General features: G+C 54.0%; 18 protein-coding genes. 5 read left to right on the forward strand and 13 right to left on the reverse strand.

Annotated elements, in window-relative coordinates; genetic code table 11:
* Positions 1–48: 48 nt before the first annotated feature.
* The 7 genes from polA to FRY98_RS04385 form a co-directional block, all read right to left on the reverse strand.
* Positions 49–2,706, reverse strand: a complete 2,658-nt coding sequence (polA, locus tag FRY98_RS04355) for a DNA polymerase I (RefSeq protein WP_148450497.1) — start codon at positions 2,704–2,706, stop codon at positions 49–51.
* Between the two features lie 137 nt (positions 2,707–2,843).
* Positions 2,844–3,503: a phosphate signaling complex protein PhoU gene (gene phoU, locus FRY98_RS04360; RefSeq protein ID WP_148450498.1), complete on the reverse strand. Its 660-nt coding sequence runs from the start codon at positions 3,501–3,503 to the stop codon at positions 2,844–2,846.
* A 19-nt stretch (positions 3,504–3,522) separates the two neighbouring features.
* Entirely contained in the window at positions 3,523–4,278 is a 756-nt protein-coding gene (gene pstB / locus FRY98_RS04365) for a phosphate ABC transporter ATP-binding protein PstB (protein ID WP_148450499.1), read from the reverse strand.
* A gap of 156 nt (positions 4,279–4,434) precedes the next feature.
* Positions 4,435–5,544, reverse strand: a complete 1,110-nt coding sequence (locus FRY98_RS04370; RefSeq protein WP_148450500.1) for a methyl-accepting chemotaxis protein — start codon at positions 5,542–5,544, stop codon at positions 4,435–4,437.
* 549 nt (positions 5,545–6,093) lie between these two features.
* A complete protein-coding gene (locus FRY98_RS04375; protein ID WP_148450501.1) occupies positions 6,094–6,822 on the reverse strand; it encodes a response regulator transcription factor in 729 nt (242 codons plus the stop codon).
* A gap of 120 nt (positions 6,823–6,942) precedes the next feature.
* Positions 6,943–8,745, reverse strand: coding sequence for a two-component system histidine kinase PnpS (pnpS, locus tag FRY98_RS04380; RefSeq protein WP_148450502.1), 1,803 nt, complete (start codon positions 8,743–8,745; stop codon positions 6,943–6,945).
* A 2-nt stretch (positions 8,746–8,747) separates the two neighbouring features.
* Entirely contained in the window at positions 8,748–10,337 is a 1,590-nt protein-coding gene (locus tag FRY98_RS04385; protein WP_148450503.1) for a fumarate hydratase, read from the reverse strand.
* 119 nt (positions 10,338–10,456) lie between these two features.
* On the opposite strand from FRY98_RS04385, the gene yfbR reads away from it, so the two are divergent.
* Positions 10,457–11,077 carry a 5'-deoxynucleotidase gene (yfbR, locus tag FRY98_RS04390; RefSeq protein ID WP_148450504.1) on the forward strand — a complete coding sequence of 207 codons (621 nt, stop codon included), beginning with the start codon at positions 10,457–10,459 and terminating at the stop codon, positions 11,075–11,077.
* Positions 11,078–11,171: 94 nt separating this feature from the next.
* Here yfbR and FRY98_RS04395 read toward each other — a convergent pair whose 3' ends face one another.
* Together FRY98_RS04395 and FRY98_RS04400 are read right to left on the reverse strand one after the other, a co-directional pair.
* Positions 11,172–12,041, reverse strand: coding sequence for an SDR family oxidoreductase (locus FRY98_RS04395; RefSeq protein WP_148450505.1), 870 nt, complete (start codon positions 12,039–12,041; stop codon positions 11,172–11,174).
* 170 nt (positions 12,042–12,211) lie between these two features.
* A complete protein-coding gene (locus tag FRY98_RS04400; protein WP_148450506.1) occupies positions 12,212–13,093 on the reverse strand; it encodes a glycosyltransferase family 2 protein in 882 nt (293 codons plus the stop codon).
* Between the two features lie 175 nt (positions 13,094–13,268).
* Here FRY98_RS04400 and FRY98_RS04405 point away from each other — a divergent pair, with 175 nt between their 5' ends.
* The 3 genes from FRY98_RS04405 to FRY98_RS04415 all read left to right on the forward strand — a co-directional run bounded on the left by FRY98_RS04405 (position 13,269) and on the right by FRY98_RS04415 (position 14,629).
* Complete coding sequence (locus FRY98_RS04405) at positions 13,269–13,604, forward strand: helix-turn-helix domain-containing protein (protein WP_148450507.1); 336 nt, start codon at positions 13,269–13,271, stop codon at positions 13,602–13,604.
* Between the two features lie 124 nt (positions 13,605–13,728).
* On the forward strand, positions 13,729–14,199 hold the full coding sequence (locus FRY98_RS04410; protein ID WP_148450508.1) for a MarR family winged helix-turn-helix transcriptional regulator: 471 nt from the start codon (positions 13,729–13,731) through the stop codon (positions 14,197–14,199).
* A 28-nt stretch (positions 14,200–14,227) separates the two neighbouring features.
* The gene (locus FRY98_RS04415; protein ID WP_148450509.1) at positions 14,228–14,629 is read left to right on the forward strand and encodes a nuclear transport factor 2 family protein; all 402 of its coding nucleotides are present in this window, start codon (positions 14,228–14,230) and stop codon (positions 14,627–14,629) included.
* A 96-nt stretch (positions 14,630–14,725) separates the two neighbouring features.
* Here the strand turns inward: FRY98_RS04415 and FRY98_RS04420 are convergent, their stop codons facing one another.
* The 4 genes from FRY98_RS04420 to citZ form a co-directional block, all read right to left on the reverse strand.
* A complete protein-coding gene (locus tag FRY98_RS04420; protein ID WP_148450510.1) occupies positions 14,726–15,154 on the reverse strand; it encodes a hypothetical protein in 429 nt (142 codons plus the stop codon).
* A gap of 125 nt (positions 15,155–15,279) precedes the next feature.
* Positions 15,280–16,221 (reverse strand): malate dehydrogenase, encoded by a 942-nt coding sequence (gene mdh / locus FRY98_RS04425; RefSeq protein ID WP_148450511.1) that lies wholly within the window; start codon positions 16,219–16,221, stop codon positions 15,280–15,282.
* 15 nt (positions 16,222–16,236) lie between these two features.
* Positions 16,237–17,532: an NADP-dependent isocitrate dehydrogenase gene (icd, locus tag FRY98_RS04430; protein WP_148450512.1), complete on the reverse strand. Its 1,296-nt coding sequence runs from the start codon at positions 17,530–17,532 to the stop codon at positions 16,237–16,239.
* A 77-nt stretch (positions 17,533–17,609) separates the two neighbouring features.
* Positions 17,610–18,722, reverse strand: coding sequence for a citrate synthase (gene citZ / locus FRY98_RS04435; protein ID WP_148450513.1), 1,113 nt, complete (start codon positions 18,720–18,722; stop codon positions 17,610–17,612).
* Between the two features lie 413 nt (positions 18,723–19,135).
* Here citZ and ytvI point away from each other — a divergent pair, with 413 nt between their 5' ends.
* Positions 19,136–20,254: a sporulation integral membrane protein YtvI gene (gene ytvI, locus FRY98_RS04440; protein ID WP_148450514.1), complete on the forward strand. Its 1,119-nt coding sequence runs from the start codon at positions 19,136–19,138 to the stop codon at positions 20,252–20,254.
* The last annotated feature ends 23 nt before the right edge of the window (positions 20,255–20,277 follow it).

Here is a 20,277-nt window from a genome sequence, read left to right on the forward strand (position 1 = left end):
ACAGCTTCCCGGGAATGGCCGTAGCGCCGAATTCCCGTCCCAGCAAAATTACTTGGCCTCGTACCAGTTCGTACCGCTGCTGACCTCGGCCTTCAAAGGCACGGACAGGTCCAGCGCTTTCTCCATCGTTTCCGGAACCAGCTTGGTCATGATGTCGAGTTCCTCCGGCGGAACTTCAAAGACAAGTTCGTCATGCACCTGCAGCAGCATGCGGCTGCGCAGCCCGCGGCTTCGAAGCGCCTCGTCCATCAGCACCATGGCCAGCTTGATGATGTCGGCGGCGGTGCCTTGAATCGGCGTATTCATCGCCGTTCTCTCGGCGAAGGAACGCAGGTTGAAATTGGACGCGTTAATCTCCGGAAGATAACGCCTGCGTTCCAACAGCGTTTTAACATAGCCGTCCCGCTTCGCGTCGCGGACGATGTTGTCCATGTAGCGCCGAACGCCCTCGAAAGCGTCGAAATACTGGTCGATAAAACGAGCCGCTTCCTTCCGCGTGATGTTCAAGTTCTGCGAAAGCCCGTAATCGCTGATCCCGTAGACGATACCGAAGTTTACCGCCTTGGCGGAACGGCGCATATTGGCATCCACCTGATCGGCGGGCACGCCGAAGACGTCCATCGCGGTCTTCGTATGGATGTCCATGTCGTGCAGAAACGCTTCCTTCAGGCCCGGATCGTCCGATATATGCGCAAGCACGCGAAGCTCGATTTGCGAATAGTCGGCCCCCAGAATCAGCCAGCCTTCTTCCGACGGTACGAAAACCTTGCGGATTTTTCGACCTTCTTCAAGGCGGATCGGGATGTTCTGCAGGTTCGGGAACTGGCTGCTCAGCCGGCCCGTGGCCGCTACCGTCTGGCGGAAATAGGTGTGCACTTTTCCGGTCTTGACGTTAATTTCCTTCAGCAGTCCTTCAACGTAGGTCGACTGCAGCTTGGCCAACTGGCGGTACTCCAAAATATACTGAACGATCTCATGATAAGGAGCCAGCTTCTCCAGCACTTCCGCATCGGTGGAATACCCCGTTTTCGTCTTCTTGATCACGGGAAGACCAAGTTTATCGAACAGGATTTCGCCCAATTGTTTAGGGGAGTTCAGGTTGAATTCCTGACCGGCGATCTCGTAAATTTGGGAGACAAGCTTGTTGATCTGAGCCTCGAACTCTTTGCCGAGCTCGATCAGGGCATCCCGGTTGACCGCAACCCCCTGCTTCTCCATATCCGCCAAGATCCGGGATAACGGCATCTCCAGCTCATAGAAAAGCCGGTTCATCTCGTTCTTCTCAAGCTCGGCCTGCTGGATCGGAACGATCTTCGCAATCGCCCCGCATTTGCGGGCCAGATGGCGGCTGAGCGTTTCCTCATCCGGGACTTTGAACTTGGCTCCCTTGCCGTATACCTCCTCATCCGAAGCGAGGAAGGACAGTCCGTATTTGGCGGCCAAGGCGCTCAGCGTCTGATCGCCTTCCGTCGGATCCAGCAAGTACGCGGCGAGCTGGATATCGAAATCCGCCCCGGCGAACGGGATATCCTGCCAGTGAAGGGCCAGATCAGTGCGATGAAGATCATACCCGCGTTTTTTAATGGTTGGATCGGACAACCAGGCAAGAACGGGCTCCGCCTCCCCGCTCTTCAAAAACTCGGGGGAAATGTAGAATTGACGGTCCGCCGTCGATAGCACCATGCCCATAACAGTGGAATGATGCGGATTCTCGCCGGCGGATTCCACATGCATGGCTTCGATCCCGGGCAGTGCCTCCACCAGTTCCGGTAAGTTTCCGGCATCCACGATCGTGACGTTGACCTCTTGCTCCGGTTCCGCAGAAGCTCCCGCCCCGGCGGTGTCACCGCCCAAATCCAGCCGTTCCAGCAGCGATTTGAACTCCAGCTTGCGCAGCATCGGCACCGCCGTCTCCTCCCGGAGCCCGTTAAATACCATATCGTCCCAAGTCCGTTCGACCGGGACCTCGCGGAAAATCGTCGCCAACCGTTTGCTCATTCTTGCATCCTCGGCATGGTTGACCAAATTTTCCTTCATCTTCCCCTTCAGCTCATCCGTACGGGACAAAACTTCCTCTACGGAGCCGAATTGATGCAGCAGCTTCAGCGCCGTTTTCTCCCCGATGCCGGGAACCCCCGGAATGTTGTCCGAAGCATCGCCCATCAACCCTTTCAAGTCGATGATCTGCTGCGGGGTCAACCCGTACTTCTCTTCGATCTCCTTCGGACCGTAAGGTTCCACCTCACTGATCCCTTTCCGCGTCAGCGCCACCGTAACTTTATCGCTGACGACCTGCAGCATATCTTTATCCCCGGTCACAACCAGCACCTCACGGCCCGATTCTTCCCCTTGCTTGCTGATCGTGCCGATGATATCGTCCGCCTCGTAGCCGGGCAGCTCAAACCAGGAAATCCCGAAGCTCTCCAGCAATTCCCGCATCAGCGGAAATTGTTCCGACAGCTCGGAAGGCGTCTTTTCCCGGCCTCCTTTATATTCCTGATAGCCTTCATGACGAAATGTCTCTTTGCCCGCGTCAAAAGCAACCAGGATATGGGTCGGCTTTTCCTCCTGGATGATACGCAGCAGCATATTCGTAAATCCATAAACGGCGTTCGTGTGCAATCCGCTGGAATTGGTCAGCGGCGGCATCGCAAAAAAAGCGCGATAAATAATGCTGTTGCCGTCAATTAGCATCAATTTTTCCATATGACACCTCGTCCTTCAGCTTAATCCTCTACCTATTCTAACACATGCGCCCCTTATATAAAAAAGCAAAAGCAAAAAAAGGAGCCTCCGACAATAGCCGGAGAAACTCCCTTTACTTGCACTGCTCTTGAAATCATTTATTGATTTAAGTCCGGCCGGTGACCCGTAACCAGATATACGGTACTCTCCCCGATATTGGTGGCATGGTCGGCAATCCGCTCGATATAACGGCCTACCAATGTCAACAGCATCGCTTGCTGCAGCGTGTCGGGATGCTCCGTCATATGGGAATACAGGTCCCGGATGATTTGGCTGTATAAATGATCGACTTCATCGTCGTCCTTCGCCATCTTGTAAGCCAGGTCGGTGTTTTCGTCGAGATAGGATTGCAGCGATTCCCGCACCATCGCGATAACCAGTTCGGCCATCTTCGGAATGTCCACCAGCGGTTTGATCAGGGTTTGGCCTTCCAGACGGATCGTAACCTTGGCGATATCGATCGCCAGATCCCCCATCCGTTCCAGGTCGCTGGAAATTTTAAAAGCGACGATAATCCGGCGCAAATCCTTCGCTACCGGCTGCTGGGTGACGATAAGACGGGAGCCGAGGTCCATCACCTGTTCTTCCATTTCGTTAAGAATCACATCGCGCTCCACGATTTTTTTGGACAGATCTGTATCCAGCGCCTTAAGCGCCGAGATGGCCTCGCTAAGGGCGTGTTCCACGTGCTCGCCCATCTTTCTGAGCAGTTGTCTCAGGTCCTCCAGGTTCTGGTCGAATTCTTTTCTTTGTATCATCTCGGGTTGCCTCCTTCTGTTAACCGAAACGGCCGGAAATATAGTCTTCAGTACGGGAATCCCGCGGGGTGGAAAAGAGTGTGCGCGTATCGTCGGCCTCCACGATCTCCCCGTTGAGGAAGAAGACCGTACGGTCGGAAATCCGCGCTGCCTGATGCATGTTATGCGTCACCATTACGATGGTATACCTGGATTTTAATTCCTGCACCAGTTCTTCGATCTTGAGCGTCGAAATCGGATCCAAGGCCGATGTCGCTTCGTCCATCAGCAATATTTGCGGCTGGACGGCTATTGCCCGGGCAATACAAAGCCTCTGCTGCTGGCCGCCGGATAGACTAAGTGCGGAGCGTTTCAGGAAGTCCTTCACTTCATCCCACAAAACCGCCTGGCGCAAACTCTGCTCGACGATCTCGTCAAGCTGGGCTTTATTTTTCATCCCATGTAGTCTTGGCCCGTAAGCCACATTATCATAGATCGATTTCGGAAAAGGATTCGGCTGCTGAAACACCATCCCTACCTGCTTCCGAAGTGTCTCCACCTGGACATCCTCTCCGTAGATTTCCGTCCCTGCGATTTTCACGGAGCCTTCGATTCTCGTGGCCGGAATCATATCATTCATCCGGTTTAACGTCCGAAGCAGCGTCGATTTTCCGCAACCGGAAGGACCGATAAAAGCGGTGATCGCCTTCTCCGGAATGTCGAGAGATACTTCTTTTAAAGCGTGGAACTGATCATAGTAAAGGTTCAGTTTTTCAATATGAATAATCGAGGTCATGTCATTTCTCCCACTCTGTAGAAATGTATTCTCAATACGAAGCACGGACCTCACGCTTGGCGAGCCCGTGCTGATGCTTAGGTAAATGGGTACATGTCGATTTTACCTCATATATGTAAAAGGGGATAAGCTCATTTGTAAACGCTGTGTTAAAATTCACGCTTCATCAGCCTCGACGAGCTTCGCTAATTCTTCTCTGACTAGCCCGGTCGTCCGCACCGCGGTTTCGGCGGAATGGGCGACTTCTTTTCCCCGCTTCTCGGTCTGGCGGGCCGACTCGACGAGTTGGGAAAACGTAAGCTCCGCCTTGTTCACCCGCCCCTGGCTTTCTTCCATCTCTCTGGTCGTCGAAACGGCGGTGTCCGCGGTTTGCCCCACCAGGCTCCCCACCAGCTCCAACGTCGCGCCGATTTCGCCCGACAGCTTCTTGGTTTGAAAGGCCAGCTTGCGGACCTCGTTCGCCACGACCGCGAATCCGCGTCCATGCTCCCCCGCATGCGCGGCTTCGATCGTCGCGTTCATCGCCAGCATCCCGCTCTGGTCCGCGAGCTCGCGAATCCGGGCCGCGATTTGCGAGATTTCCCCCGCACGGGCGGCCAGCTCGGTCACCTGGCTTTCCTGCGAGCGCGTCAACTCGGCGACGCGGGCAAACATCGCCTTCACCTCTTCCAGCTCCAGCTTTCCCGCGTTCGCCAGCTCCGTCATCCGCTCGGACTCCTTGAGGCTGCGCTTGGCGGCTTCGGACGCCTGTCCCGCCGCCATTTCGATCTCCAGCACGCGGTTTGCGCTCTGTGATACGACGATCCTCCTCGCTTCTTCCGCCTCCCGCTGCAAATTCCGCGACAGCATCATAAGGTCCTGGACGGTCATAATGCCGAAGAACCTTCCCCGCTCCGTTATGATCAGACAATCGTAAAAATGATGGCCCTTACGGCCAAGCGCCGCATCCAGCAATTCGTGCGCCGGGACGGACAGCTCGCAGCGCAGCGGGGAACGCTCGGAAAATTCCAAGGCGGGCCGTTCATAAAACAGGTCAGCGGCGAAGCGGCCGGCCAGATGGCGATAAAACGTATCCCGAATAATTAATCCGACCGGGGAATGATGTTCGTCGGAAATGACGATGCACGGGATTTCGGCCTGCTTTTGAAACATCTGCAGCACCTCCCGGCATAATTCCCGCGGTCCGATCACCGGAACGCGCCGGCAATATTCCCTCGTCGCTGTGCCGGTTTCCCGCTGTAGTTCCAGAACTGCCTGATTGCTCATCTCCTACCACTCCTTGTCCCTATATCCAACAGGGGTATGTCAGAAATGATAGTGCAATATTGTTACGGGAATATTCACAGGACGATAGACCTATGTAAAATAGACTAATATTCATTGTTTTGTAAAAATTTCAGAAGTTCGGAATTTCAGAATCATGACCCCCGTCAGACAACCTTGATAACATAGAATTCCTGCATATCTGCATGTTTTTTTCTTGTTCGGGGCCAAAAATTTCAAAATTCCTGCAATTCTGCAGGAATTTTCGACGAAACCGGCCCGTTTCTCTAAAATCGCTGGAAATACCTGCAGATTTGCATCTTTTTTCGCATCCCCTCGGGGATCGACCCTAAATACCTGCAGATCTGCATCTTTTTGGAGTTGGAAGCTTGGAAGCAAGCACACTAGGCGCCTCTTTGGATGTGACATATGACTTCGATTAGCCATTAAGCCACCTTTCCTTTCGTTATACATAGCAGCTTGAACACTCCTATGATAACGAGCCCATCAGGTGTTTTTGCTATAACATAACAAAAGTCCATCATCGAAAAATCAATGATGGACCGATTTCTTCTTGTTCACGACAAGTTTATAGCCAACCCCGCGGATCGAATCGATATGAACCGAACCCGGGTCGAGTTCCAGCTTTTTGCGCAGCGAGCTGACATGGACATCCACCGTCCGCTGGCCGCCGATATAGTCGAATCCCCACACCGCATTCATCAGGTCGTCGCGCGTCATGACAACCCCGGGCTTCCGGGCGAGGTAAAGGAGCACCTCAAATTCCTTCGGCCTTAACGTGATCTGTTCCCCATTCAGCGTTACCTCGTATTTCTCCGGATACACCGTCAGCGCCCCGAGAGAAATCTGTGCCTCATCGGACGCCGCCGCCGCCGGCTCGCGTTCTTCCTGCCCGTTGGAACGGCGAAGCACGGCAGCCACCCGAGCTAACAATTCGGCCACGCCGAACGGTTTGGTAATATAGTCGTCGGCCCCCGATTTCAGTCCTTCAACTACCTCTTGCTCCGCATTTTTGGCCGTTAAAATAATAATCGGCGTCTTGATGCCCTCTCCACGCAGCTTGGACATGATCTCAAACCCGTTCATTCCGGGAAGCATCAGATCCAGCAAGATGAGGTCAAAATCCTGCTGCATCGCCGTATCGAAACCGGTTTGACCATGTTCGGCCACCACGACTTCGTACCCCTCGCTGGTCAAATTGTAAGACAGCAGTCTCGAAAGCGTCGGCTCATCTTCTATTACCAACAATCGCTGCGTCATAGTAACCCCCATTTTCTCCAGTAGTTGCAGATCGATCCCATTTCAAGCCCTTAAACAAGCCAAGCATAACATGGATATGTTAACGGGGTGTAAAAATATAAAAATACGGAAAAAGCAAGTTTAACTTTCTGCATCATGATACTGCATAAACGGCAGCTCGACGATGAAGGAGGACCCTTCACCGACTTTGCTCTCGACCCGAATCGTGCCCCGGTGCAGCTCCGTCAAGTGCTTGACGATGGAAAGCCCGAGCCCCGTACCGCCGGAACTGCGGGAACGCGCCTTATCCACCCGGTAGAAACGTTCGAAGATCCGGGGCAGATCTTTTTTCGGAATGCCGATCCCCGTATCCGTTACCGTAATTCGAACTTTTTCCGCTTCGTCCCCGTCGCCGAGCACCTCCGCCTCCACTTTAACCCGACCGCCCTCCAGCGTATAGCTGATCGCGTTGGACAACAGGTTCATAAAAATTTGCCGGAGCCGATCCTCGTCCCCTTCAATAAACAAATGCTCGGGAACCCCTTGGAGCAGCACGATCGATTTCTTGCGGGCCGCCGGATCAAGCATTTCAAAAATGCTGTCAAACAGCTCCTTCAGATGTACCGGAGCATATTCCAGCGGTACCCGTTTCGATTCGATCTTCGACAATTCCAAAATATCGCCGATCAGGCGGTTCAACCGTTCGCCTTCATCCAGGATGATCTGCAGGAAGGAGCGCTTCGTATCCTCGTCCTTCACGCCTCCGGCCAGCAAGGTCTCCGCGAATCCCTTCACCGCGGCAATCGGCGTCTTCAGTTCATGGGACACATTGGCCACGAATTCGCTGCGCATGACCTCCAGCCGGCGGATATCGGTAACATCCTGGAGAAGGAACAGCATCCCCCGATAGCTCCCGTCATCCTCAAACATGGGGACACCGTCAAACTGCACGATCCGTTCTTCGGGCGAATACAAATTCCGCTCCTCCCGCAAAAACTCCTTGCGGGTGATCCCCTCTTCCACAAACTTCATGAACTCGTAATTCCGTTTCAGCTCCTGATACGACTTCCCTAAAACCTGGTCGCTCCGCAAATGAAGAATCCGCTCCGCCTCGCGGTTGATGAGCGCGATATTCCCGGACGTATCCACCATAAGAATGCCGCCGGTCATGTTGGCGAGGACGCTCTGCATCAGATCCTCGTTATCGTGGATTACTTTAAGCTGCTGCTGCAGGCTGTCGGCCATTCCGTTGATCGCATGGCCCAGCTGGCCGATTTCATCCTTGCGGTCCAAATTTACCCGGGCGTCGTAATCGAGCCGCGAAATCCGGTTCGCCACCCGGGTGATATGCTCCAGAGGCTTCGTAAGCCCGGACGCGACGCGGTAGCTGACGAGGGCGGCCGCGATAAACAACAGAAGCAGCCCGCCCGCCATCAAATACCAGCCTTTAGTCATTTCTTTCCCTACGGCTTCGAGGCTCATCGAGAGCCGGATATAGCCTTCAAACCCCCGGTCGGATTTGACCCGGTGCGCGACATACAGCATATCCTGGCCGATCGTTTCGCTGTACCGGATTGCGCTGCCGACGGCCTCTCCGGCGGCAGACCGGATTTCCTGGCGTTCGGCGTGGTTGTCCATCTCCCCGGGAAGCATTTCCGAATCCCCGATGACCTTTCCGTCAAGGGTGACGAACGTCACCCGGGAATCCGTCAACCGGTCAAGCTCCCGCGCCCGGTCCGTGTAATAATCGACGGCATCCGGGCGATCGGGAGGAATGAAAGCGAACGTGCTCTCCAGCAAATTGATTTCCCGTGCCATATTTTCCTCTAGCGCACGGATGTGGGAATCTTTAAAAACCTGAGCCATCGTCAGGCCGGCGGCCAACATCGAGACGCCGACCAGGCTCATTAAAATCAAGGTAAGCCTCGTGCGAAAGGTTTTCATCTTTATTTAAACACCGTTTCTTTAAAAGTAGACAGCTTTTCCAGAGAAGCCTTCTCCACACCGGCATGCAGGCTGTCGCCATGGGAATCCATCGTCACGATCGCCGCAAAGCCGTCCACCTCCAGATGCCACATCGCCTCGGGAATGCCGAACTCCATGAAATCGACGCCGTTGACCTTTTTGATACATTCCGCATAGTACTGCGCCGCTCCGCCGATGGCATTCAAATAGACGGCCCCATGATCCTGAAGGGCAGCCAACGTTTTCGGCCCCATGCCCCCCTTGCCGATGACCGCACGGATGCCGAATTTCTTGATGATATCGCCTTGATAAGGTTCCTCGCGGATGCTGGTCGTCGGCCCCGCGGCCTTGACATGCCACTCGTCCCCGTCCTTCAGCATGACTGGGCCACAGTGATAAATGACCGCCCCGTTCAAGTCGACCGGTGCATCATGGTCCATCAGGTATTTATGCAGCGCATCCCGTCCCGTGTGCATCTCGCCCTGGATGATGACGACATCGCCGACACGAAGGTCGCGGATTTGTTCCTCGGAGATCGGCGTACGCAGAACGACTTCGCGGCCTTGTCCGGGCTGGGAGGCACCGTTCGAGCCATCCGTTTGACCGGCGGTGGGCGTCGTGGCCGCGGCCTCCCGGGCCGGTTCTTCGAGGGAATCGCCGACTTGGACCTCGCTGCCCGACGGATAAATCCAACCCTGGATCTCTCCCGTGGACGGGTTCAGCTTGACGCCTTGACGCCGGAACGCCCAGCAGTTATAGGCGACCGACACGAAGAAGCTCGCCGGCAGCCGGTTGGCGGCTCCGATTTTGCAGCCGAGTAACGTAACTTCGCCGCCAAACCCCATCGTGCCGATGCCGAGCTGGTTCCCGGCTTCCATAATGTATCGCTCCAGTTGGTCGAGCTCGGGAACGGGGTTGACGTCGTCCACCTCGCGGAATAACTGTTGTTTGGCCAACTCGTAGCCGGTTGTCCGGTCTCCGCCGATGCCGACGCCGATAAACCCCGCGCTGCAGCCTTGTCCCTGCGCCTGATAAATCGCGTGCAGGATGCATTTGCGGATGCCGTCCAAATCGCGGCCGGCGCGTCCAAGCCCCTCCAGCTCCGCAGGCAGGCTGTACTGGATATTCTTGTTCTCGCAGCCGCCCCCTTTTAGAATCAGACGGAGATCGATGTAATCCTGCTCCCACTGTTCAAAATGAATCACCGGCGTCCCCGGGCCGAGGTTGTCGCCGCTGTTCTCGCCCGTCAAAGAGTCCACCGAATTCGGCCGCAGCTTGCCGTCTTTCGTCGCCCGCTGAATCGCCGCCCGGATCGCTTTCTTCATTTCGATCTGGTTCGTCCCCACCGGGGTATGGACGATAAACGTCGGCATTCCGGTATCCTGGCAGATCGGGGAAATTTGCTCCTCGGCCATTTGAATGTTCCGTGTGATCGTCGACAGCGCGAGTCCCGCACGCGTCGCCTGGTTCTCCATGGCCCGCCCCCGGTTCACCGCCCTGCGGACATCGCCGGGCAAGTTTGTTGACGTTTCCACAATCAATTGATATACGCTCTCTTCAAACTGGTGCATGATCCGATCTTCCCCTCTCTTGTCCTGTATTTCTCGATAGCTTTATAATAACATAGTACTTTCCCCGAGGTTGAAAATATCTTCAAATTCATCATATCAAAAAGAGAGGTTTCTCACGGATGAGCCACCATTTTTCTGCTTATATGTATCGTCTCCGCTCCATTCAGCGTTGGAGTCTGATGCGGAGCACCGCTGCCGAAAACGTCGCGGAGCATTCCTTTCATGTCGCGCTGCTCGCCCATTTGTTATGCGAAATCGGCAACAGCCTGACAGGGCGCCGATTGAACGCCGAACGGGCCGCCACGCTCGCTTTGTTTCACGATGCCACCGAGGTGTTTACCGGGGATATCCCGACGCCCGTCAAGCACCATAATCCCAAGCTCCTGGCAAGCTTCCGTGAAATGGAGGGAATCGCCGCCGAACGGCTGCTCTCCATGGTGCCTCCTCCACTGCAAACCGTATATGCACCTTTAGTATCGCCATCGACTCATGCAGGCCCCGATGGGGACGCCGAGCTGATGAAAATGGTGAAGGCGGCCGACACCCTTGACGCTTATTTGAAATGCGCCTGGGAGATGGCGGCCGGTAACCGCGAATTTGCGGTGGCCAAACAACAGCTCCTTACCAAGCTGGAGCACATGCGCCTGCCGGAAATCGACTATTTCTTAAGAGAGTTTGCGCCGAGCTTTGAAATGACCCTGGACGAACTGTCCGATGAGGCCACCCGTCCGGTGGAGTAGCTGAGAGAGGAAACAGTTCAAAAAAGGCGTCCCTTCGTTCTTTGTCACGAACGAAGGGACGCCTCTATTTTCAGGATTTTATTCAATTATCCTTTTATCCGTTGACGATTTCGCCGCCGTTGATATGCAGGACTTGACCACTCATATAGGAAGAATCGTCGGAGGCGAGGTACACATAAGCCCCGGCCAATTCTTCCGGCTGGCCCGGACGCTGCATCGGGACATTGCCGCCGAACTCGGACACCTGCTTGGCGTCGAAGGTCGACGGAATAAGCGGCGTCCAGATCGGTCCCGGCGCGACCGCGTTGACGCGAATTCCTTTCTTCCCGACGATGTTCATCGAAAGGGCGCGCGTGAAGCTGACGATCGCCCCTTTTGTGGAAGAGTAATCGATCAGCGTCGGATTTCCTTTATATGCGGTGACCGATGCCGTATTGATAATCGCACTGCCTTTCTTCAAGTGCGGCATCGCCGCTTTCACAAAATGGAACATCGAGAAAATATTCGTCCGGAACGTCCGCTCCAACTGCTCGGTCGTAATATCCTCGATTTGCTGCTGAGGATGCTGTTCCGCGGCGTTATTGACCAGAATATCCAGACCGCCGAGGGCGTCGACCGTTTGTTTGACCGCCTGCTTGGCGAAGTTCTCATCGCCCACATCCCCCGGAATCAGCACGCATTTGCGGCCTTCCCGCTCGATTTCCGCCTTTGTGTGGTTGGCGTCGTCATGTTCGTTCAAATATACGATGGCCAGATCGGCGCCCTCTTTCGCATACGCGAGCGCTACCGCGCGACCGATCCCGCTGTCTCCTCCGGTAATGAGAGCCACCTTGCCGCGCAGCTTGCCAGCCGCCAAATAAGTCCCCTCATACTCGGGGCGGGGATGCATGTCCGATTCGATACCCGGCTGTTGATCCTGGTGCTGCGGAGGCATCGTTTGCTTGGATTGCCCGTTTCCTGACATGGTTCATTCTCCTTCCGTCAATAGTAGTCCTGGTTTCCCTTTCTAGGATAGGCCTACACGCCGAAGCTTATGCCGAACTCCTTAATCGGTGAGAGACAACTCGACGTGAAGGTATTGTTGCATCCAGAACTAACTTACCACCGAAGGGACGGGACCAAACAGGAAATCGCTTAAACCGGGATCCCGAAATGGCCGAAAAACCAGGAGTCGTCCCGAAGGCGCCGGGTCTCATATTTATCTCTGGAAAAAGCGGCCGTGCGGGCGATCTCCTCCGACTGCTTCATAGCTTCCGCACCGAACACGCGGGCCACCAAATCCCGGCAGGCCGTAATCCGGTCCTCCCGGAAATGCAGCTCGGCGAGCCTGAGCAAATCGCTCCCCCATTGTAGAGCACGGTCATCGATGGGGAAATTCTGCCTGTAAACGATCATAAGCGCCGTTTCCGAGACCAGTCGGCAGCGACCTCCCAAAAGCCAGGTTCGCAGCGAAAGCTCGGAGGTTTCCAGCCCTTTACCGATGAATCCTTCCTCCACTCCGCCGATCTCCTTAAATTTCTCCCGCGAAATCGCAAAGCATTCCGGAGAAAGCCAGGCTAGCGCTTCGTCTTCGGTTCTCCAAGGGTATTGCTCCATACTGCGAAGCAGCTCCCCATCGTAGCGGAGCTCGGGGGCGAAACGGGAGGATTCGTGAATCTCCATCCGCGGAGACACCGCTTCCGCCTCCCCCTCCAAAATAGGGGCCAGCAGAGCTTCCATCCAATGATCTTCAAAATACAACCGCGGCGTACAAAAGATCAGATAAGTTCCGAAGGCGTGGGCCGCTCCCAAGTTCCGCGAAGGGACTCCGGTTTGACCTTTTAACAGGCGAAACGGCCGGGGAAAATGATAATTCATCAAAAAATCGCAGCATCCGTCGACCGATCCCTCATTGACCAGGATCAACTCGTATGGGATGGAAGTTTGCGAAACCTTTAAAGACTCCATGGCCATGAACAGGTCGATCCCGTTGTTTTTTACCGTCATAATGATAGAAACCATAGGTTGGGAAGACATAAAAAATTCTCCTTAGCAGCATAATAAATAAACCCAAAATCAGGATAACCTACTTGATTTATCCGATTCCAAGTACCATAATACTCCAATTCATGCTTTCAGTAAACAGAAACAAAACTATCAGTTTATTATCTTTGCCTCTCAATCTCACTATGGTAAATACAGGAGGGGTAATATGGACTATGACGCACTAGGCAAACGGCTTCGGCAGGAACGCCACAAAATGAATCTGACCCAGGAAAAACTCGCGGAGAAAATCGAGGTTTCCGACGCATACATAGGGCAAATCGAGCGGGGCGAACGCAGTTTGTCGTTGGAAACGCTCGTTAAACTGGCCAATCAACTGGGTGTTACCGTCGACTATTTGCTGCATGATTCCATCGAAATTAACGATGACCAATTTATGAATCAAGTCAGGCAGATCATGATGGAGCGTTCGCCGAAAGAAAAGCAACTGGCGCTCGACATCCTGAAGCTGATGTTTGCCCACCTGGATGATATGCATAAGTAGACATAGAAAACGCGGGATGAGGGTTTTTCTTCATCTCGCGTTTTTTCGTGCTTGACAAGTTTTTGTTAACTGGTAAACTAAAATATAGTTAACCGGTTAACAAAAATAGAAAGAGGTCGACCCTATGGAAACCGATAAGCACAATCAAGCCCTTGAAGCTGTTCAGCAGTTTATCATGAGAAGAGAAAAGCGGATGCAGCGGCGAAGCACGGCGGTCGAGAAGCTGGCTTCCGAATTAACGCCCACGGGTGTCAAGTGGACGCTCACCCAGCTCCACATTCTCTCTATGGTCCAAAAACAGCCCGAAGCATTAAACAACACCTTGCTTGCCGAACGGCTCCATCTTTCCAAACCCGCGGTAACCAAAGCGGTCCGTCCGCTTGTGGAGCAACAGCTGTTGCTTCCTTCTCGGCATGCCGCTAATCAGAAGGAAATTTACTATCGCTTGTCCGAACAAGGCGATGCGCTGGCTGAAGCCCATGACCGGATCCATGAGCGTATGAAAGAGGAGTACATCAAACTGTTTAAAGCTTTCTCGAACGAGGAACTTGACGTGATTATCCGATTCCTCACCGCATGGTCCAACTTGATCTAATCGATCCCTGAATTTGGAGGTTAGTAGAATGAACAAATCGGAAGCAATATTATTTTTGGAGGGAATGTACCGGGACATCGTGGGGAATTTAAATACCGACAAGATTCCGGATTACTTTGCCGGCAACTATATGCAGACTACGGACGGCGTATCGTCCGATCTGCACGCATTCGGAGATCATATCGCCGAACTGAAAAGAATCACCCGTCAGATCCGGGTGTCCCCTTTTCATGATATCCTGTTTGACGAGGAGGAGCAGACGGCGGTGGTTCGATATGAAGTGGACGTGACGAAGAACAACGGGGCCCGCGGACAGGTGGAACTGATCGCTTTGTTCCAATGGTCAGGCGACAAAATCGTTCGCTGCCACGAGCTGTCGCGCCCGATTTCCCCCGGGGAGGAGTTCAAGGACATTGCGAGCGTGAGCTAGTTAAAAAAACCATTCCTTACCGGGTGGCGATCCGCTTCGCCCGGCTCTGGAATGGTTTCTTCATGCCCTTATGTAGGGAAACTCTTATAAGAAGGGTTAAATAATGTTTCTGTACACCATAAAGAAGGAAATCAGCAGCACGCAGAGGCAAAGCAGCGTACTGAAGGTCCGAAGCTTGCCGGCATCCTGAATGCCTTTATTGTTGCGGATTCCTTCGATCGCCTGACGGAGCGGCTTGCCCAGCATCCCGCTGAACGCGCCGATGGCCAGGAACAACACAATAACAACAATGATCCAGGTCCTCGTGTACCCGCCACCGCCGCCGGTAATCAAATATCCGCCGGTCAACAGTTGAATGACCAAGCCGATTTGCGCATACGTGTTCAAAGTCTTTATGGCGGACACGGTACCTTCCTGAGCGGCCGGCGTCAGCTTGGGCACTTTGCTGAACACGATCGGCAGCACCAGGTAGAAGCCCAGCGCCAAGGCACCCACGATGTGGAGAAACATCATGATTCCGTACATATCACAACCACCTTTGTCAATTAGATTTATTACAATCTATTATAGCGAGAGTTGCCATTAAAAGAAAGGAATCCTCCCGTTTCGAGAGGATTCCTTATTTTCAGATATTCACATTTCTGACACGTTTACCCTCGCACCATCGAAATGACGCTGCGCACGGAGGCCGCGGATTTATCCAACGCCGCCTTTTCGTCGGGAGTCAGCTCCAGGTCAAACACTTTTTCGATGCCGCCTCCGCCCAAAATGACCGGTACGCCCATGAACAGACCGTCATAGCCATACTCGCCCTCCAGTAGAGCGATAACCGGCAAAATCCGCTTTTTGTCCTTCAGTATCGCTTCCGTCATTTGCACGAGCGATGCCGCCGGCGCATAATAGGCGCTGCCGTTGACGAGCAGATCGACAATCTCGCCGCCGCCCACGCGCGTACGTTGGACGATCGCTTCGATGCGCTCCCGTGGAAGCAGCGTCTCGATCGGAATGCCTCCAACGCTGGAATAACGAACGAGGGGCACCATGTCGTCGCCGTGGCCGCCGAGCACGAAGCCGCGAACGTCTTCCACCGAAACGTTCAGCTCCTGCGCGATAAACGTGCAGTACCGCGCGGTGTCAAGCACGCCGGATTGACCTATCACGCGGTTTTTCGGAAACCCGAGCGCCCGGTATGCCGTATGTGTCATCGCGTCCACCGGGTTGCTCAGGACGATCACCGTGGAATTCGGGCAATGCTTTTTCACGTTTTCACAAACGGAGCGCACGATCCCGGCGTTCGTATTCACGAGATCGTCGCGGCTCATCCCCGGCTTGCGGGCAATCCCGGCCGTGATGATGACGATGTCGGAATCCGCGGCGTCTTCGTAAGAAGACGTGCCGACGATCTTACTGTCGAATCCCTGAACCGGGCCGGCTTCGAGCATGTCGAGCGCTTTGCCCTTCGTCGGATTCTCAAGCTGCGGGATATCGAGGAGAACGACGTCACCGAGTTCTTTTTGCGCAAGCATCAGCGCGGTAGTCGCGCCGGTAAAACCGGCGCCGACGACCGTAATCTTTTTACGACGAATCGCCACGTTGATCAAGACCTCCTACATGTTATTAATGACTTGATCCGCGAACTCGGAACACTTCACTTCCTTAGCACCCTCCATCAGGCGGGCAAAGTCGTAGGTAACCGTCTTGTTGTTGATCGAGGTTTCCAGGCCTTTGTAAATCAGGTCGGCCGCTTCCTGCCAGCCCAAATGCTCGAGGAGCATTACGCCGGACAAAATGACGGAGCCCGGATTCACCACGTCAAGGTCCGCATATTTCGGAGCCGTGCCGTGCGTGGCTTCAAAAATCGCATGCCCTGTAACGTAGTTGATGTTCGCTCCCGGCGCGATGCCGATTCCGCCGACTTGAGCCGCCAAGGCGTCGGACAAATAGTCGCCGTTCAAGTTCAGCGTAGCGATCACGTCGAAGTCCGTCGGGCGCGTCAACACTTGCTGAAGCGCGATATCCGCGATCGCGTCCTTGATGATGATCTTGCCGGCGTCCTGAGCTTCCTTCTGAGCCTGGTTGGCCGCTTCGGTTCCGGATTCTTCTTTGATCCGGTCGTACTGGGCCCAAGTGAACACCTTGTCTCCGAATTCGGCTTCAGCCACTTCATAACCCCAGTTTTTGAAGGCGCCTTCCGTGAATTTCATGATATTGCCTTTGTGCACGAGCGTAACGCTCTTGCGGCCGTGCTTGATCGCATATTCCACCGCAGCGCGAACCAGGCGCTTCGACCCTTCTTCCGAAACCGGCTTGATCCCGATGCCGGAGGTTTCAGGGAAGCGGATTTTCTTCACGCCCATTTCGTTTTGCAGGAATTGAAGCACTTTCTTCACTTCTTCGGAGCCTTCTTTGTACTCGATGCCCGCGTAAATATCCTCCGTGTTCTCGCGGAAAATAACCATGTCCACGAGATCCGGACGTTTCACCGGTGACGGAACGCCATTGAAATAGCGGACCGGACGAAGACAAACGTACAGATCCAGCTCCTGGCGGAGCGCCACGTTCAGCGAACGGATGCCGCCGCCGATCGGCGTGGTCAACGGACCTTTAATCGCCACAATATATTCGCGAATCGCGGTCAGCGTATCCGCCGGCAGCCACTCCCCGTATGTATTGTAGGCCTTCTCCCCCGCGAACACTTCGTACCAGGCTATTTTTTTCGCGCCGCCGTAAGCTTTCTCCACCGCGGCGTCCAGAACCCGCTTGGAGGCTTTCCAAATGTCGCGGCCGGTACCGTCCCCTTCAATGAAAGGAATGATCGGGTTATTCGGCACCTGAAGTTTACCGTTATCGATAACGATTTTCTCACCTTCGGTCGGAAGGCTGAACTTTTCCAATTGCAGCATGTTTTGGTTTCCTCCTTATAATCGTGTGTTATTCATTTTAACACAATGGCAACCCGGTTTCCCGGGTTGGCCAGCGTTTATCTCAAATCGATCGGAATGTACTGCTGATTCGTCGCTCCCGTATATTCGGCGCGAGGACGAATGATGCGGTTGTCGTCAAGCTGCTCCAAAATATGCGCGGTCCATCCGGACAAGCGGCTGATCGCAAAAATCGGTGTGAACAGATCTCTCGGAATGCCCAGCATCGTATAAACCGAGGCCGAATAAAAATCGACATTCGGTTTCAGCCCCTTTTGGTTCGTTACGAGTTCCTCCACTTTGACCGAAATGTCGTAAAGGGTCGTGTCGCCTTTCATCAATCCCAGCTGACGGGACATTTTTTGCAGATGTTTGGCGCGGGGATCCCCGTTCTTGTATACCCGGTGTCCGAAGCCCATGATCTTCTCCTTGTTGGCGAGCTTGCTTTGAATATAAGGCTCGACTTGATCCAAGGTGCCGATTTCGCTCAGCATCTGCATCACCGCCTCATTGGCCCCCCCATGCAGCGGGCCCTTCAGGGTGCCGATGGCGGATGTAATGCCGGAGTAAATATCCGAAAGCGTGGCGATTGTGACCCGGGCGGAGAAGGTCGAGGCGTTCAGCTCATGATCCGCATGGAGAACAAGCGCTTGATCCAAGGCACGGACGGCGACCGGATCGGGCTCCTCGCCGGACAGCATGTAGAGGAAGTTGTGGGCCAGCGATACGCCTTTCAGCGGAGCAACCGGCTCTTTCCCTTCGCGAATCCGGGCAAAGGCGGCGATCAGCGTAGGCAATTGAGCTTGCAGTTTGATCGCTTTGATCTGATTGCAATCGCGGGTGTTGTCATTCGCCTGCTCGTCATACAAAGCCAGGGCCGAAACGGAGGTGCGGAGCACAGCCATCGTATTCGCGTTGGCCGGATAGAGCTTCATTTGCTCAAGAACCGCTTCCGGAACCGGCGCATATTCGCTTAGTTGATTCTGCAGGTTGGCCAACTGATTTTTGGTGGGCAGCTTGCCGTACCAAAGCAAATAAGCAGTCTCTTCATACGTTGCCCGCTCCGCCAGGTCATCGATATTAATGCCGCGATAGGCAAGAACCCCGTCGTGAATCGAGCTTATGGATGAAGTCGCTGCTACAATCCCTTCCAGTCCTTTGGTAGCCGTCATAGTGCATCTCTCCTTTGAAAACGAAATATGAGCCGAACAAGCCAATGAAAACATTTTCAATTTAAAAGTTTAAAATTTTCAGAGCATGGCAAAAACAAGGCCCGGACGAAGTAGATATCTGGCTATGACGCCGGGTACCGTGTTCATCGGTAACTCGGTTCAGCCTGTAAATTCATCATACTGGATTTTTGAAAGCAAGGGAACCCGAACAGCCCCATCCTGGATATCAAATTGTTTTATCACTACGATAAATGTTTTTTTGAAATCGCTTTCGTTTTGCAATGATAAATATCACTTTATACCTTTTCTCTTTCGATGACTTCATGAACTTCCTGAATAAATTGTTTCCGGCATAGAAAAAGAGGCTAAGTAATAGGGTAGAGTTAGGACCTGTCCGAAAAGGGGAATGCCGTTTGGATAATGTGTTGAGAAAACGCCTGCTGCGCGGGACCTGGGTGCTCCTAGTCCTCATTTTGCTGATCGGCGGTTTTTATTGGGTGCTGCCGTTAATGTATCCGTTCCTGATCGCCTGGCTGATCGCCTATGCGATGAATCCCTTCGTGCGCTGGTTGCAGAACGCCGTCAAACTGCCGCGCTGGCTCGCGGTAACCGCCGCGCTGCTCGTTTATTTCGGGGGAGCCGGAGTCGTCCTGTCCGCCGCCATCACGCGGCTCGTCAAGGAACTGATCAGCCTGGCCGAATCATTGGACCAGCATATCGAAAACTGGCGGAATTGGTTTGTCGAATGGAGCCAAAGCGAAGGAATCCAAAACATCATTAATGAAATCAACCGCTTTGTGGCCGACAATCCCAATTACGAAAACACGATCAATCAGAACATCGACAACACGACAAGCACGATCAGCTCGGCTATATCCCGCCTGCTCAGCGGACTGCTAAGCGGGATCGTTCAACTGTTGACCTCGCTGCCCAATCTCGGGCTGATTTTGGTCGTCATCTTGCTGGCCGCTTTTTTTATCAGCAAAAACTGGGAGCGCCATATCCGGTTTCTCGCCGGCTTTATCCCTCCCGCCTTTCGCAAGACCGCCGGAGAGGTCTGGAGGGATTTGCAAAAAGCGCTGTTCGGGTATTTGCGCGCCCAGTTCATCATGATCTCGATTACGGCTGTGATCGTCCTGATCGGCCTGCTGATTCTTCGCGTCGATTCCGCATTCACCTATGCGCTGCTAATCGGCCTTGTGGATCTGCTCCCGTATCTCGGGGTCGGAACCGTCATGATCCCCTGGTTGGTCTATGCCTATATGACGGGGGACCTCAGATTGGGGATCGGCCTGTCGATCCTGTACGGCGTCATTCTGGTCGCGCGCCAGCTGATCGAGCCCAAAGTGCTGGCGAGCAGCGTCGGCCTCGATCCCCTTCCCACGCTGATCGCCATGTTCGTCGGCCTGAAGCTGTTCGGCGTATTGGGGCTGATCATCGGCCCCGTCTCCTTCGTCGTCGTCGGCGCCATGATTCGCGCGGGCGTGCTTCGCGATCTCCGCAACTATATCGTGAACGGAAGGCTGCGATGACGCATCGCGGCCTTTCTTTCTCA

The organism is Paenibacillus faecis (assembly GCF_008084145.1).
Classification (GTDB): Bacteria; Bacillota; Bacilli; order Paenibacillales; family Paenibacillaceae; genus Fontibacillus; species Fontibacillus faecis.